This is a genomic window from Rhizobium sp. MHM7A, from assembly GCF_005862215.1.
Taxonomy (GTDB): domain Bacteria; phylum Pseudomonadota; class Alphaproteobacteria; order Rhizobiales; family Rhizobiaceae; genus Rhizobium; species Rhizobium bangladeshense.
Genome location: NZ_VCHT01000015.1, coordinates 108405 through 123405, shown reverse-complemented (window position 1 = coordinate 123405; position 15001 = coordinate 108405). Strand labels below are relative to the sequence as shown.

Annotated in this window: 16 protein-coding genes; 10 read left to right on the top strand and 6 right to left on the bottom strand. The window is 58.3% G+C overall.

Annotated features, from left to right (window positions below; genetic code table 11):
• Window positions 1-5: 5 nt before the first annotated feature.
• Both FFR93_RS32915 and secB read left to right on the top strand, forming a co-directional pair.
• On the top strand, window positions 6-509 hold the full coding sequence (locus tag FFR93_RS32915; RefSeq protein ID WP_138396286.1) for an FxsA family protein: 504 nt from the start codon (window positions 6-8) through the stop codon (window positions 507-509).
• A gap of 101 nt (window positions 510-610) precedes the next feature.
• Window positions 611-1093 (top strand): protein-export chaperone SecB, encoded by a 483-nt coding sequence (gene secB / locus FFR93_RS32910; RefSeq protein ID WP_011423412.1) that lies wholly within the window; start codon window positions 611-613, stop codon window positions 1091-1093.
• Between the two features lie 52 nt (window positions 1094-1145).
• Here secB and dnaQ read toward each other — a convergent pair whose 3' ends face one another.
• The 5 genes from dnaQ to FFR93_RS32885 are packed head-to-tail and all read right to left on the bottom strand — an operon-like array spanning window position 1146 to window position 4772.
• Window positions 1146-1865 carry a DNA polymerase III subunit epsilon gene (gene dnaQ / locus FFR93_RS32905; RefSeq protein WP_138396285.1) on the bottom strand — a complete coding sequence of 240 codons (720 nt, stop codon included), beginning with the start codon at window positions 1863-1865 and terminating at the stop codon, window positions 1146-1148.
• Complete coding sequence (coaE, locus tag FFR93_RS32900; RefSeq protein ID WP_138396284.1) at window positions 1858-2469, bottom strand: dephospho-CoA kinase; 612 nt, start codon at window positions 2467-2469, stop codon at window positions 1858-1860. The genes dnaQ and coaE overlap by 8 nt, the downstream gene beginning before the upstream one ends.
• Window positions 2463-3326 carry a shikimate dehydrogenase gene (locus FFR93_RS32895; protein WP_138396283.1) on the bottom strand — a complete coding sequence of 288 codons (864 nt, stop codon included), beginning with the start codon at window positions 3324-3326 and terminating at the stop codon, window positions 2463-2465. The genes coaE and FFR93_RS32895 overlap by 7 nt, the downstream gene beginning before the upstream one ends.
• Window positions 3319-3918, bottom strand: coding sequence for a Maf-like protein (locus FFR93_RS32890; protein WP_064712581.1), 600 nt, complete (start codon window positions 3916-3918; stop codon window positions 3319-3321). Before FFR93_RS32890 ends, FFR93_RS32895 begins: the two co-directional genes overlap by 8 nt.
• A 32-nt stretch (window positions 3919-3950) precedes the next feature.
• Window positions 3951-4772 (bottom strand): pyruvate, water dikinase regulatory protein, encoded by an 822-nt coding sequence (locus FFR93_RS32885; RefSeq protein ID WP_138396282.1) that lies wholly within the window; start codon window positions 4770-4772, stop codon window positions 3951-3953.
• Window positions 4773-5172: 400 nt separating this feature from the next.
• Here FFR93_RS32885 and hemE point away from each other — a divergent pair, with 400 nt between their 5' ends.
• The 8 genes from hemE (at window position 5173) to FFR93_RS32840 (ending at window position 13956) form a co-directional block, all read left to right on the top strand.
• A complete protein-coding gene (hemE, locus tag FFR93_RS32875; protein WP_138396281.1) occupies window positions 5173-6216 on the top strand; it encodes a uroporphyrinogen decarboxylase in 1044 nt (347 codons plus the stop codon).
• Window positions 6217-6218: 2 nt separating this feature from the next.
• Window positions 6219-6755 (top strand): protoporphyrinogen oxidase HemJ, encoded by a 537-nt coding sequence (gene hemJ / locus FFR93_RS32870; RefSeq protein ID WP_064708160.1) that lies wholly within the window; start codon window positions 6219-6221, stop codon window positions 6753-6755.
• 199 nt (window positions 6756-6954) lie between these two features.
• Window positions 6955-8220, top strand: a complete 1266-nt coding sequence (rho, locus tag FFR93_RS32865) for a transcription termination factor Rho (RefSeq protein ID WP_003571435.1) — start codon at window positions 6955-6957, stop codon at window positions 8218-8220.
• 102 nt (window positions 8221-8322) lie between these two features.
• The gene (gene mnmE / locus FFR93_RS32860) at window positions 8323-9642 is read left to right on the top strand and encodes a tRNA uridine-5-carboxymethylaminomethyl(34) synthesis GTPase MnmE (RefSeq protein WP_138396280.1); all 1320 of its coding nucleotides are present in this window, start codon (window positions 8323-8325) and stop codon (window positions 9640-9642) included.
• Window positions 9643-9709: 67 nt separating this feature from the next.
• The gene (gene mnmG, locus FFR93_RS32855; RefSeq protein ID WP_138396279.1) at window positions 9710-11587 is read left to right on the top strand and encodes a tRNA uridine-5-carboxymethylaminomethyl(34) synthesis enzyme MnmG; all 1878 of its coding nucleotides are present in this window, start codon (window positions 9710-9712) and stop codon (window positions 11585-11587) included.
• A gap of 24 nt (window positions 11588-11611) precedes the next feature.
• Window positions 11612-12229, top strand: coding sequence for a 16S rRNA (guanine(527)-N(7))-methyltransferase RsmG (gene rsmG / locus FFR93_RS32850; RefSeq protein ID WP_082930559.1), 618 nt, complete (start codon window positions 11612-11614; stop codon window positions 12227-12229).
• A gap of 19 nt (window positions 12230-12248) precedes the next feature.
• Window positions 12249-13043, top strand: a complete 795-nt coding sequence (locus FFR93_RS32845) for a ParA family protein (protein ID WP_064708155.1) — start codon at window positions 12249-12251, stop codon at window positions 13041-13043.
• Between the two features lie 31 nt (window positions 13044-13074).
• Window positions 13075-13956, top strand: coding sequence for a ParB/RepB/Spo0J family partition protein (locus tag FFR93_RS32840; RefSeq protein ID WP_064708154.1), 882 nt, complete (start codon window positions 13075-13077; stop codon window positions 13954-13956).
• Here the strand turns inward: FFR93_RS32840 and holA are convergent, their stop codons facing one another.
• A complete protein-coding gene (holA, locus tag FFR93_RS32835) occupies window positions 13957-14997 on the bottom strand; it encodes a DNA polymerase III subunit delta (RefSeq protein ID WP_138396278.1) in 1041 nt (346 codons plus the stop codon).
• Between the last annotated feature and the right edge of the window lie 4 nt (window positions 14998-15001).

Genomic DNA, 15001 nt, shown 5'->3' with positions numbered 1-15001 from the left:
CGACCATGCGTTTTTCAATCCTGCCGGCTTTTATTCTGTTGCTGCCACTTGGTGAAATTGCCGGCTTCGTTATCGTCGGCCGTACGATCGGTCTGGCGCTGACGCTTGCGCTCGTCATGGCGAGCTTCGTTCTCGGCGTGGTCCTGCTCCGCCGGCAGGGGATCGGTATCCTGCGACGCATGTCGAGCGAAGGACGGAACGGTGTCATGCCCGGGCGTGATCTGCTGAAGCCGGCGATGACGGTCATTGCAGCGCTGCTCCTGATCATTCCTGGGTTCCTCACGGATATCATCGCCATCCTTATTCTCACGCCGCCGGTGCGCGATCTCGTCTGGCGGTCGATTGCCAGGCGCTTCGTCGTCAACACGAAGGGCGGCTTTTCGGCTGGCCCGAAGCACGATTTCCGCGATCGCAGCCCGAATTCAAAGGTGGTCGATCTCGACGAGGAGGACTATCATAGGGAGCCGGACCGGAACTCGCCATGGTCGGGCAAACATCTCGGTGACTGAAGCCTTGCCGGCGATCAGGTGCGCCTTGCGCCCAGGGTTGTAAGCCCCTCCCCGAAATGTTAGATGGCGGCACCATTCCCATGCCCTTCGAGGAAAAGCCAATGGCAGACGATAACAACAGCAACGGTGCGACCAACCCCACCCTTTCGATCCTTGCGCAATATACCAAGGACCTTTCCTTCGAAAATCCGGGTGCGCCGCGTTCGCTGCAGGCCCGCGACAAGGCGCCGACGATCAACATCAATGTGAACGTCAACGCCAATCCGCTTTCCGACACGGATTTCGACGTCGTGTTATCGCTGAACGCCGAAGCCAAGGACGGCGACAAGACGGTGTTCCACACCGAACTCGTCTATGGCGGCGTCTTCCGCGTTGCCGGCTTCCCGCAAGAGCACATGCTGCCGGTTCTCTTCATCGAGTGCCCGCGCATGCTCTTCCCCTTCGCCCGTCAGATCATCGCTGACGTGACCCGCAACGGTGGTTTCCCGCCGTTGATGATCGACCCGATCGATTTCACGCAGATGTTCGCGCAGCGCGTTGCCGAAGAACAGGCCCGCGCCAAGGTTCAGGCCGTCCCGAACTGATCGAATTATCTCGGTTCTGACATGCGAATGCCCGGGCAGGCCCCGGGCATTTTCAATTCGGGCTGGCGTATTTCGCCCAGATGCTCTTTTCGCCGAGCTTGGCGATAAGCGCCTCATGCGCCTGCGCTTCGGCCTGGCTGAGGCGGGAGCCAAGCGGGCGGGGCCGTTCGAACGCCGCGGCAATCACCAGATCGTCTTCGGCGGCCATTTCACCGCGGGCCTGGCCGGATCGACCTGATATGCTCAGGCCGAATGCCGCCTGTCTGCCGCCGATCATCTCGATATAGACCTCGGCCAGCAGTTCGGAGTCGAGCAGCGCGCCGTGTTTGGTACGGTGCGAATTGTCGATGCCGTAGCGCCGGCAGAGCGCGTCGAGTGAATTCGGTCCCATCGGGTGCTTGCGCCGCGCCATTGACAGCGTATCGACCACCTTGTCCGGCAGAATCGGCGGCAAACCGAGCCGCGCGAATTCGGCATTGACGAAGCCCATATCGAAAGTGGCGTTGTGGGCGATCCACTTGGCGTCGCCGAAGAAGGCGAGGATTTCGTCGGCAACTTCCGCGAAGGTCTTCTTGTCCTTCAGGAACTCGTCGGTAATGCCGTGCACGGCCAGTGCATCCGGATGAACCTTCTGGTCGCCGGGATTGATATAGATGTGGATCGTGTTGCCGGTCGGGAAATGATTGAAGAGTTCGATGCCGCCAATTTCGATAATGCGATCGGCACGATTGTCGAGGCCAGTGGTTTCCGTATCGAAGATGATCTCACGCATTCCGGAAATCTCCGTTGGCTATCCGCATTTTCAGCTCGGCGATGATCTCAAGCACCCGCTGCCGCGTTTCCGCAATGCTGTGGCTGGTGTCGACCAGGTAATCGGCGCGGCGCCGTTTTTCCGAGTCTGGTGTCTGGCGAGAGAGAATCATATCGAATTTTTCTTCGGTCATGTCGTCCCGCGCAAGCACCCTCTGACGCTGAATCTGTGGATCGGTGCTGACGACGACGATGACATCCACTCTTTCCCAGGCGCCGGTTTCGAAGAGCAGCGGAATATCGAGCAGGACCATCTCGGCGCCGGCTGCCTGTTGTCGCGCCAGAAATTCCGTTTCCCGTTCGCGAACCAGCGGATGGACGATCGCTTCGAGGCGTTTAAAGCCTTCGGGATCGAGCGCGAGCTGGCGGCCCAGTTCATGCCGGTCGACCGCTCCGTCCTTCATCGTGCCGGGAAAAGCTGTATTGACCAGCGGCGCTGCTTCGCCGGCGTAGAGATCATGGACCACGGCGTCGGAATCATTCAAAGGGATTCCGGCCTCGGCGAAGAGTTTGCCGACCGTCGATTTTCCCATTCCGATTGAGCCGGTAAGTCCGATCTTCAGCATGAGTGCGCTTCCATGTCGGCGACAATCAACGCCCGCAGCGCCGCGTCGACGACAGGACGCTTGCCGAACCATTTTTCGAAACCAGGAACAGCCTGGTGCAGCAGCATCCCAAGACCGTCGACGACCGACAGTCCCTGCTCTTCCGCTTGTCTCAGGATCGGTGTCTTCAAGGGGATGTAGACGATATCGGTGACGACCGCATCGGCTGCAAGCGGCGCAAAATCGATCAGCGGCACCGCCTCACCGTCCATGCCGAGCGAGGTCGTGTTGATGAAGAGGCCGGCGCCGTGCATGACTTCGGTAAGCGCGCCCGCCGGGTGGGCTCGAACTTTCGGCCCGAAGCGATCGGCTAGCTCGCGCGCACGTTCGACGGTGCGGTTGACGACGTGGATTTCCCTGAAGCCACGGTCGCGAACCGCCTGAATGATCGCCCGACTCGCACCGCCGGCACCGAAGACCACGGCGGTATCATGACGGTCCCAGCCGGGATGGCGCTCATCAAGGTTAGCGGTGAAGCCGCAGCCGTCGGTATTGGTGGCATGCAGGAGGCCATCCTCCAGCCAGAGCGTGTTCGAGGCGCCGAGCTCGTGCGCCAGATCATCCGGCTTGTCGGCGAGCCTGAAGGCAAGTTCCTTGTGGGGGATGGTGACATTGCCTCCGGTAAAACCGGAACTGCCATTCTTCAGCGAGGCAATGAAATCGGGAAAGGCAGCGGGTGCCACCTCGTGGGCGCGGTAGCTGCCCGGCAGGCCAAGCGTCTTCAGCCAGTATCCGTGTATCAGCGGCGAGCGCGAATGCTTGACGGGAAAGCCCGTGACAAACGCCTTCGGTCCGAGTGTTTCACGTGAATCATCCATCGATCGCTCCGAATTCTCGCAATTTTCCCAGGAGCGGAAGCATCGGCAGCCCGAGTATGGTGAAATAGTCGCCCTCGATCTTCTCGAAGAGCTGAACGCCCTCTCCTTCCAGCTGGTAGGCGCCGACGCTGGAAAGCGCCCGTTCGCCCACCCGTGCCAGGTGCCTGGCGATGAAATCCTCCGTCAGGGGTCGCATCGTCAGTTCCGCATGGCCGAGATGCTCCCACAAGACGACGCCGTCGCGGACGATCGCGATGGCGCTGTTTAGCCGGTGGGTCGTGCCCGACAGGGCATGAAGGTGGTTCGCTGCATCGGCCATGTCCTTCGGTTTGTGGAAAACGCGGTCGCCGAGCGACATCGTCTGATCCGAACCGATGACCAGACTTTCGGGAAAGCGGACGCTGACATCCTGGGCCTTAGCCTTGGCGAGGATGCTGGCGACCATGTCCGGCTTCGCGCCGGCTTTTTCCAGCGGGGCCTCGACAGCCCTTTCGTCGATCTTCGCGGGGTGCGCCTCGAAGGAGAGACCGGCATTTTCCATCAGCATCCTTCGAAACGGACTCGACGATGCAAGGATGAGTTTCGGTGTCATGGATTCTCCCATTCCCGGCTTTTCGTCAGCGCTTAGCGCAGCTTCGGCCGGAGGGCAACAATGGCTGCCGCCGTTTCCTCGATCGAGCGGCGAGTTACATCGATCAGCGGCCATCCGTGGCGGGCGCAGAGGGAGCGGGCATATTTCAGCTCCTCCGAGATCGCGGCTCTATCGGTGTAATGTTCGCGGTCGAAACCTTGCGTCGCTCCGAGCACCCGATTTTCTCGGACCTGGGAAATACGGTCGGTAGTAGCGATCAGGCAGACGATCAGCGGTTTTGTTGCCGCGAGCAAGCTCTCCGGCAAGGGTACACCGTAGACGATCGGAATGTTCGCCGTCTTGATGCCGCGGTTGGCGAGATAGATGCTGGTCGGCGTCTTCGATGTCCGGCTGATCCCGATGATGACGACATCGGCATCATTGTAATCATCCGGCATCTGGCCGTCATCATGATCCATAGTGAAGTTCAGCGCCTCGATGCGGGCGAAGTAACCGGCATTCATCACATGCTGGGCCCCGACCCGACGGCGGGAGGGGGCGCCAAGATAGATCTGGAACGCATTCATGACCGGCTCCAGCACGTTGACCGAGGCGACACCCATCTCGACGCAGCGCTCGTCGATCAGGCTCGCCAGATCCCTGTCGACAATTGTGTATAGCACGATCCCCGGTGCGTCATCGATCGCCTGCAGAACCGGCAGCAGCTGTTTGCGATTGCGGATCAGCGGATAGACATGCTCGATCGGCTGAGCGGATTTGAACTGCGCCGAGGCGGCGCGGCCCGCTGAGATGAGAGTCTCTCCGGTCGAGTCAGAAATCAGGTGCAGATGAAAGAAGTTCGTTCTGTTCTCCACGTTATTTTCCGCCACCTGTTGAAAAGACTGGATGATGGAGAGCTAAGGCGGCGAGGCTGCTTCGGGCAAGGGAAAACATGCCTGCTTATCCACATTTCGAATTTTGCGGAACTGTTTTGATCTCTCCTGTGGAGGCTGGGGATGAAATCACCGTGTCGCACGCTGCTCCACAGCCTATCCACAGGCACGAGAAAATCCGTCTGCGGCCAAGGATCTGGAATCATTTCGCGATTCGGTTTCTCCCCGCAGTTTGAGCGAAGCCGAGAAAATCTTTCGCGTTCTTCTTCGAACGCGCGACAAATGGCGTCGGCAGTGGATGGATTTTAATCCTTGATAGACACCGACTCTAAGAAATAGAAACCTTTTAAAATATCTTTGATTTTTTATAGGGAAGATGCGCTTGAGCGATAGGCGGCGAACGATCATGAGGGTTCTCGACGGCGAAGCTGTCTTCCCTCCTCCTCTCTGGCTGATGAGACAGGCAGGACGCTATCTCCCGGAATACAGGGAGACCCGGGCAAAGGCGGGAAGCTTCCTCGATCTCTGCTACACGCCAGAGCATGCGGTCGAAGTGACTTTGCAGCCGATCCGCCGCTATGGCTTCGATGCAGCAATCCTGTTTTCGGACATTCTCGTCATTCCCGATGCGCTGAAGCGGAATGTTCGTTTCACTGAAGGCCATGGCCCGGAGATGGATCCGATCGACGAAGCGGGCATCGGCAGGTTGAGCGGCGACGAGGTTGTCGATTATCTAAGACCGGTTCTGGAAACGGTGCGGCGGCTCCGGGACGAGCTGCCTGATGAGACGGCTCTGCTCGGTTTCTGCGGCGCGCCTTGGACGGTAGCGACTTATATGATCGCCGGCCACGGCACCCCGGATCAGGCTCCTGCCCGTCTCTTTGCCTATAAACATCCCCGCGCCTTCGAGCATCTGCTGATGCTGCTTGCCGACGTTTCCGCCGATTATCTCGTGGCTCAGATCGATGCCGGCGCCGATGCCGTGCAGATCTTCGATTCCTGGGCGGGTGTTCTCGGTGAGAAAGAGTTCGAAGCCTTCGCCGTCAGACCGGTTGCACGGATGATCGCCTCGATCAAATCGCGGCGGCCGCAGGCGCGTATCATCGCTTTCGCCAAAGGGGCAGGCTACCAGCTGAAAACCTATCGTCACAAAACGGGTGCGGATGCGATCGGGCTCGACTGGTCGGTTCCGTTAGACTTTGCCGTCGAACTTCAGAAAGAAGGCCCGGTTCAGGGAAATCTCGATCCGATGCGCGTCGTTGCCGGCGGCCGGGCGTTGGAAGAAGGCATCGACGACATTCTGCAGCACCTTGGCAATGGGCCGCTTATCTTCAATCTCGGCCACGGCATAACGCCGCAGGCCGACCCTGAACATGTGCGTTTGCTGGTTGAGCGCGTGCGGGGCTCACGGATGCCCAGGGCGTGACGATGGAAAAACAGACGGACCGCAGGGCCGGCGCTTACGCCCGGCGCCGGGCGCATTTCGCACTGGCTTTCTTTGCGCTGATGGCGGTTGGACTTTTCGCCTGGAATCCCGATAATCTCTATCTCTGGATCAAGGCGCTCCATATCATCGCGGTGATCTCCTGGATGGCGGGATTGTTTTATATGCCGCGCTTGTTCATCTATCATACCGACGCCGAGCCAGGCTCGGTGCAGTCGGAAACCTTCAAGGTGATGGAGCGCCGGCTGCTTCGCATCATCATGACGCCGGCGATGATGCTGACCTGGATTTTCGGTCTCTATCTCGCCTGGTCGGTCTACGGATTCCAGGGCGGATGGCTGCATGCAAAGATCGGTCTGGTCGTGCTGCTGACTGCGATCCATATGTTCTTCAGCAGCGCCGTCCGCGCTTTCGAGCGGGATGAAAATCGCCGTTCTGCACGCTACTGGCGGTTCATGAACGAGGCGCCGACGTTGCTGATGATCGCGATCGTGATTCTCGTGGTGGTAAAGCCGTTCTGAGGAGAAATCACCCTCAGGTTAAATTTGCTTCATTTTAAGCAGCCCCCTTGCGGCGAGGAGAACGAGTCGCTATTTTCCGCGCATCTCATCTACGTGGCATGTGTGTAGAGTTCAGTCGTCTGCGAGCCCCTTTCGCAGTACCGAATACGACCCAACATCGCCTTTCCCCTTCGAAATTGAAAAGAGTATTGGTCACTTCATGGCTGAAATGAAGCTTCAGGAACTTAAGAGCAAATCCCCGACGGATCTCCTTGCTTTCGCCGAATCGCTCGAGGTCGAGAATGCAAGCACGATGCGCAAGCAGGAACTGATGTTTGCAATCCTCAAAATGCTTGCCAGCCAAGATGTGGAAATTATCGGCGAAGGGGTCGTCGAGGTGCTGCAGGACGGTTTCGGCTTCCTGCGTTCGGCTAATGCCAACTACCTGCCCGGTCCTGACGATATCTATATCTCGCCGTCGCAGATTCGCCGTTTCTCCCTGAAAACGGGCGACACGGTCGAAGGGCCGATTCGCGGGCCGAAGGAAGGCGAGCGTTATTTCGCACTGCTCAAGGTCAACACCATCAATTTCGACGATCCGGAAAAGATTCGTCACAAGGTTCATTTCGACAATCTGACGCCGCTCTACCCGAACGAGCGCTTCAAGATGGAACTGGATATCCCGACCTCCAAGGATCTGTCGCCGCGTGTGATCGACCTGGTGGCACCGCTCGGCAAGGGTCAGCGTGGGCTGATCGTCGCGCCGCCACGTACCGGTAAGACCGTGCTTCTCCAGAACATCGCGCATTCGATCACCGCGAACCATCCGGAATGTTATCTTATCGTCCTTCTGATCGACGAGCGTCCCGAGGAAGTGACCGACATGCAGCGCTCGGTCCGCGGCGAGGTCATCTCTTCGACCTTCGACGAACCGGCGGTACGTCACGTTCAGGTGGCCGAAATGGTCATTGAAAAAGCAAAGCGTCTGGTCGAGCATGGACGCGACGTCGTCATCCTGCTCGATTCGATCACACGTCTCGGCCGCGCCTATAACACGGTCGTCCCCTCCTCCGGCAAGGTTCTGACCGGTGGTGTCGATGCCAATGCGCTGCAGCGGCCGAAGCGCTTCTTCGGCGCCGCGCGCAACATCGAGGAAGGCGGTTCCCTGACGATTATCGCTACGGCGCTGATCGATACCGGAAGCCGTATGGACGAAGTCATCTTTGAAGAGTTCAAGGGTACCGGCAACTCCGAAATCGTCCTTGACCGCAAGGTCGCGGACAAGCGCATCTTCCCTGCCATGGACATCCTGAAGTCCGGCACGCGCAAGGAAGACCTTCTTGTTCCACGCCAGGATCTGCAGAAGATCTTCGTTCTTCGCCGTATTCTTGCGCCCATGGGCACGACCGATGCGATCGAATTCCTCATCGACAAACTCAAACAGACGAAGAATAATTCGGACTTCTTCGACTCGATGAACACCTGATCCTTAGTCGGATTCAACTTTATGAGAGCTGGCGCATCGTCTCGGTGTCGCCAGCTTTTTGTTTGAGCGAGTTGATTCTAACTCGAACTGAAAACCGGGCTCATGGCCATGTTGAATGATACGATCTATGCGCTTTCGAGCGGTGCTCCACCCTCGGGTGTTTCTGTTGTCCGCATCAGCGGTCGGTCGACCAGAGATATATTGGTTCGGCTGGTCGGATCCGTACCGGTCGATCGAGTGGGTTCGTACCGAACGATTCGGAATCGTAACAACCGACCGGTCGACAGCGGCCTTGTGCTGTTTTTTCCCGCCCCGCACTCTTTCACCGGCGAGGATGTGGCGGAATTGCAGATCCACGGCAGCAAGGCCGTGCTGGCGGCATTGTTTAACGAACTCGGCGATATTCCGAATGTTCGTATGGCGATTGAAGGCGAGTTTTCGCGACGAGCCTTCGAAAACGGCAAGCTTGATCTCGTGGAAGTCGAGGGTCTCGCCGATCTGATCAGCGCCGAAACCGAGATGCAGCGCCGCCTTGCGGTCGAACAGAGCGCCGGCGGCGTTTCGGCAATTTATGATTCGTGGGCGGAACGATTGACCCGGGCGCGGGCCTTGATCGAAGCGGAACTGGATTTTCCAGACGAGGACGACGTTCCAGGCTCGGTTTCGGATATGGTCTGGACCGACATGAAGCGGCTTCGCGACGATATCGGGGATCATCTCAAAGCGGCCTCGGCGGGCGAGATCATCAGGGACGGTTTCAAGGTGGTGATCGCCGGCGCTCCGAACGCCGGAAAATCGAGCCTGCTGAACGCACTCGCCCGGCGTGACGTCGCCATCGTCACCGATATCGCCGGAACGACTCGCGATGTTCTGCAGGTCGATCTCGATATTGACGGCTATCTTGTCAAACTTTATGACACCGCCGGTCTGCGCGAGGCGGACGACCGGGTGGAGATCGAAGGAGTACGGCGCGCTCGCGTTGCGCTTCGCGATGCCGATCTTGCGCTGTTGTTGGTCGACATGAGCAATCCCGTGATTCCCGTCAACTTGGAGCAGGCTTTGCCCCATGTTACTGTCGGAACGAAGAAGGACCTCATCAAGATCGGTTCCGGTGGCTATGATCTGGAGATTTCGACGGCGACCGGTGATGGTCTGGCGGAGTTGCGGCAGCTGATCGGGCGCATCGTCGCGGAACGCTTCGGCGGTCTGTCTCTAGCCATTCCCAGCCGACAGCGGCACAGGGATTCGCTGGCGAAATGTTTGGCGGCGCTCGACGCGGCAATATCGGAGCCTGATGCAGATCTTGAATTGCGTACCGAGCAGCTGCGACTGGCGGCTGAGTACCTAGGAAGAATCACGGGGCGGGTGGATGTCGAACAACTGCTAGACGTGATCTTCTCGGAGTTTTGCATCGGCAAGTGATTCACGTGAAACCTTTTGCCGCGCGCCTGGGAGTTTCAAGTGAAATTCTGCTGTTTTGGAGTTTGATATGACCGGTAATGCCTATGATGTGATCGTAATCGGCGGCGGCCATGCAGGCACCGAGGCGGCCAGCGCGGCTGCCCGGCTCGGCGCGAAAACCGCGCTTGTTACCCACAGGCGGGACACGATTGGTGTCATGTCCTGCAATCCGGCGATCGGCGGGCTCGGCAAGGGACATCTGGTGCGCGAGATCGACGCGATGGACGGGCTGATGGGCCGCGTTGCCGATGTGGCCGGCATTCAGTTCAGAATGTTAAACCGGAAGAAGGGTGCGGCTGTGCGGGGTCCACGGACCCAGGCAGATCGAAGGCTTTACCGGCTGGCGATGCTGGCCGCAATCGAAGCGACGCCAGGCCTAGACATCGTCGAGGGTGACGCATTCGATCTCGACGTGCTCGATGGCCGGATCGCTGGTGTCATTATGAAAGACGGCCGGCAGCTTAAGGCGCCAGCCGTGGTCTTGACAACCGGCACCTTCCTGCGCGGTCTTATTCATATCGGCTCAGAAAAGACACCTGCTGGCCGTGTCGGCGAAGCTCCGTCAGTCGGACTATCCGCCACGCTGGCGCGGCTGGGTCTCCGGCTGGGGCGGCTGAAAACCGGGACACCGGCCCGGTTGGATGGCAAGACGATCGACTGGCTGTCCGTCGGCCGACAGGGTCCGGATGAGGAACTCGTGCCCTTTTCCTTCATGACCGATGCCATTACAACCCGTCAGGTCGAATGCGGCGTTACCCGGACAACCGAGGCGACTCACCGCATCATTGTCGACAATATCAAGCGCTCGGCGATGTATTCTGGGCAGATCGAAGGCGTCGGTCCACGTTACTGCCCGTCCATCGAAGATAAGCTGGTCAAATTCGGAGAGCGCGACGGACATCAGGTCTTTCTTGAACCCGAAGGACTGGATGATGATACGGTTTATCCTAACGGCATTTCAACGTCGCTGCCGGCCGAAGTTCAAGCCGCTTTCATCAAGACCATTCCGGGTCTCGAATCGGCAAGGATACTTCAGCCGGGTTATGCTATTGAATATGACCATGTCGATCCAAGAGAACTTACCCCATCACTTGAGGTCCGGCGACTTCGAGGTTTGTTTCTCGCCGGCCAGATCAATGGCACCACCGGTTATGAAGAGGCAGCCGCCCAAGGGCTAGCAGCTGGAATGAATGCGGCCCTACGCAGTTCCGATTCGGAACCGTTCCATTTCAGCAGGACGAGTTCCTACATCGGAGTCATGATTGACGATCTGACATCCCGCGGTGTTACGGAACCGTATCGAATGTTCACCTCGCGTGCGGAATACCGCCTGACATTGCGGGCCGACAACGCCGATATGCGGCTGACACCACTGGCTGTGGAGCTTGGATGCGTGAGCGCCGAGCGCGCCAAGCGATTCGCGACCTATCAGGCGGAGATTGATGCTGGGCGTGCTCAGTTGACGGCGCTTACGCTGACGCCGAACGAGGCCCGACGGGCGGGCTTGAACATCAATCTCGACGGTCAGCGCCGGACCGCTTATGATCTCCTTTCCTATCCGGCCTATGATTTTGCCACACTTCGAGACGTTTGGCCGGAAGAATTGGGTAGGCTTAGATCGAAGGTCGCGGAGGCGCTGGAGATCGAGGCGGGCTACTCGGTTTATCTCGAGCGGCAGGCGGCGGCGATTGCCGATCAGCGGCGCGACGAGGAGCGACGGATACCGACAGATTTTAATTACGACGCGCTGTCGGGCCTCTCTAACGAACTCAAATCGAAGCTAAGCATTGCTCGCCCCTTTAACGTTGCCCAGGCGGCAATTGTCGAGGGTATGACCCCCGCCGCCATTGCGCTGCTGCTCGTGCACCTGCGCCGGCAGCAGGAATTCGCGCGCCAGAGCGCCTGATACAAGATTTGAGAGTCCTTGAGAATGGAACTGAACGGTTTACGTGTTTCACGTGAAACACAGGAACGACTTCAACATTTCGCGATACTGTTTCAGAAATGGGCAAAAACCATCAACTTGGTGGCGCCATCGACGCTCGATGCGCTGTGGCACCGCCATATCGCTGATAGCAGTCAAATTTTTCAAATCTATCCTCGGCCCGTCACTTGGGTCGACCTCGGCAGTGGTGGCGGCTTTCCGGGTGTCATCACCGCCATCTTCTTGGCAGAGCTGCAAGAGGGGTGGGTACATCTTGTCGAAAGCAACCATAAGAAGGCTGCGTTTCTACGTACGGCTCTGCGGGAGACGAATGCACGAGGGAGTGTTCACGCCAGTCGAATCGAAGACGCTCATGGCGAGATCGGCGATTGTGACGCGATTTCGGCGCGAGCTCTTGCCGATCTTGATGGGTTGATCGCCTATTCGGCCCCCTGGATGCTTGGCAAAGAAAATTGTCGGGGGTTTTTTCACAAAGGCCGGGATTACCTGAGGGAAATAGCCGAAGCCCGTGGCCGGTGGGAATTCGATCTGGTAGAACATAAGAGCGCCGTCGAGCATGAATCCGTGATTTTGGAAGTATCGAATCTCCGGCGCTTGGTTTAACAGATCGGATATTGCGGTAATGGCTGGCGAACGACATCGGATAATAACCATCGCAAATCAGAAAGGTGGCGTTGGCAAAACGACCACTGCAATCAATCTGGCAACGGCGCTGGCCGCCATCGGCGAGCGTGTCCTGATCGTAGATCTCGATCCGCAGGGCAATGCCAGCACCGGCCTCGGTATCGACCGCCGCGATCGAAAGCTCTCCTCCTATGACCTGATGGTCGGCGAACGCGGAATCAGCGACGTGACGCTGGAGACAGCCGTTCCCAACCTCTGCATCGTTCCTTCAACGATGGATTTGCTCGGCATAGAGATGGAAATATCGCAGCAGAGCGATCGGGTCTTTAAATTGCGGAAAGCATTGTCCACACCCGAGGCGATGGCATTCTCCTACATTCTTCTCGATTGCCCGCCCTCTTTTAATCTGCTGACGATGAATGCCATGGCCGCCGCCCATTCGGTATTGGTGCCGCTGCAATGCGAATTTTTTGCGCTGGAGGGGCTTAGCCAGTTGCTGGAAACTGTCAATCAGGTTCGCCGGACAGTAAATCCGCGGCTAGACATCCAGGGCATCGTCCTGACGATGTTCGATGCGCGTAACAATTTGGCCCAGCAGGTCGTCAATGACGTGCGGACGCATCTTGGCGAAAAGGTTTACCATACGTTAATCCCGCGCAATGTGCGGGTGTCCGAAGCGCCGTCCTACGGCAAACCCGCTATTCTCTATGATCTGAAGTGCGCGGGCAGCCAGGCCTATCTGCAGCTGGCCTCCGAGGTCATCCAGCGTGAGCGCCAGAGACTGGCCGCGTAAGATTATTTCCGGCGTGAGGTGAGTGTAGATTATGAATGACGATGTATCAAAAAGACGACTGGGCCGTGGGCTTGCGGCGTTGATCGGAGAAATGGATCAACCTGTCCCGGTTGAAGCCGAACGAACTGTCAGCGCCGACCGGATGATCCCGATCGAATTCGTCAGCCGCAACCCTCGTAATCCCCGTCGTTTTTTCGATGACACCGAACTGCACGACCTTGCGAGTTCCATTCGTCAGCACGGCATCGTCCAGCCAATCGTGGTGCGGACGATGTCGCAAGACAGATATGAAATCATTGCCGGGGAGCGGCGGTGGCGGGCGGCTCAACTCGCTGGCCTGATTGAAATCCCGGTCATTATCCGTGACGTTGACGACAAGACCGCGCTTGAAATCGCCATTGTGGAAAACGTGCAGCGGGCGGATCTGAATCCCCTCGAAGAGGCATTGGGCTATGAGCAGCTTATTGCTGAATATGGCTATACCCAAAACGATCTCGGTGAGATTATCGGCAAGAGCCGCAGCCATGTCGCCAACTCCTTGCGCCTACTGAAATTGCCCGACCCGGTTCGCGATCTTCTTGCAGCCGGCAGTCTTTCAGCCGGACATGCGCGCGCGCTTGTTTCAACGCCCGACCCGGCAAGCCTTGCCCGTACGATCGTCGCGAAGGGCATGTCGGTCCGCGATGCAGAGAAACTGGCGCAGAACAATATCAAGGCTCAATCCGAGCCGCAGCAACCGGCCTTGCGCCGCGATCAGAAGGATTCGGATACGCTGGCGCTCGAGCGAACGCTGTCGGATGCCCTCGGTCTTGACGTGTCCATCAATCACAGAAGCAGCGGCGGCCAGATCAAGATTTCCTATAAGTCGCTGGAACAGCTCGAGGAAATCTGCCGCCTGCTGGAAAGGCGATAATCACGCGGATTTGCGGCCGGATTGAAGGGTGGTGGAGAGAAGTGTTTGCATGGCAATGCTGTCTTCCAATACCTGGCGCCGACGGCTCTGAAGGATCGCCGTCTGCAGGCGGTTGGATTCACGCGCAATGCTTTCCGCCGACCAGTTGCGAAGTGCCTGCTCAATGATCGGTTTGCGGCGAAAATGCAGATGCCGGCCCATCGTTTGCATGACTTGAGGCGCCTGCACCCGTTTTTCCTCCATTTCGGCACGCATCATATCCAGAAGCTGGAATTGCCTCAGGCAGGCCTGCAGCACCAGAAAGATCGCGGTTTTTGAACTGCTGATCTTTTGCATGGCATGGAGGAAGCCGTTGAGATCACCGCTGAGGATTGCGTCAACGGCATCATCAATGGAGATCGCGCTGGCGTCCCCGATTATTTCGTTAACGTGATGTTCCTCGACTGTATCGAGGCCGCGGCAATAGAGGGCCAGCTTCCGCACTTCATTTCGAGAAGCGATTCGGTCACCGCCTATCAGGGCGAGCAGCGCCTGGCGGGCCGCCGGCGTAATGCCAAGACTCTCCGCCCCGAGTTCGACGTCGATCAAGCCGTTCAGAGCGCGGCTGTCGTCGGCGTAGGAGGGGATGGTCATGACGGATCGGGCGGCTTCCGCGGCCTTGCGAAGCGGGGATCCCTTCTTCAGATCCCCGGCCTCCACGATCAGGTAGGCGGCTTCGAGCGGTTTCTCGGCCAATAGCGCCAGGGAATCGACGAGGTATTTTTCGTTTGCTGCGCCGCGGATCCAGATGAGTTTTTCGCCGCCGAACAAGCCGATGGACTGAACCTCGTCGACCAGTCGTCCGGGGTCCTTCTGCAGATCGCCTATATCGAGTTTCGTCAGCGAAAAAGGGTCGTCCAGCGCCACGCCGGTCTTCCCGGCGAGCTGACCGGCGCGTTCGGAAACCAAGCCCCGATCCGGGCCGTAAATGACGAATATCCGATAATTCCGCGCCGATTTCTGCAGGAAGGTCTCGAATTCATGGGACTTTATCTCCGCCACCTCG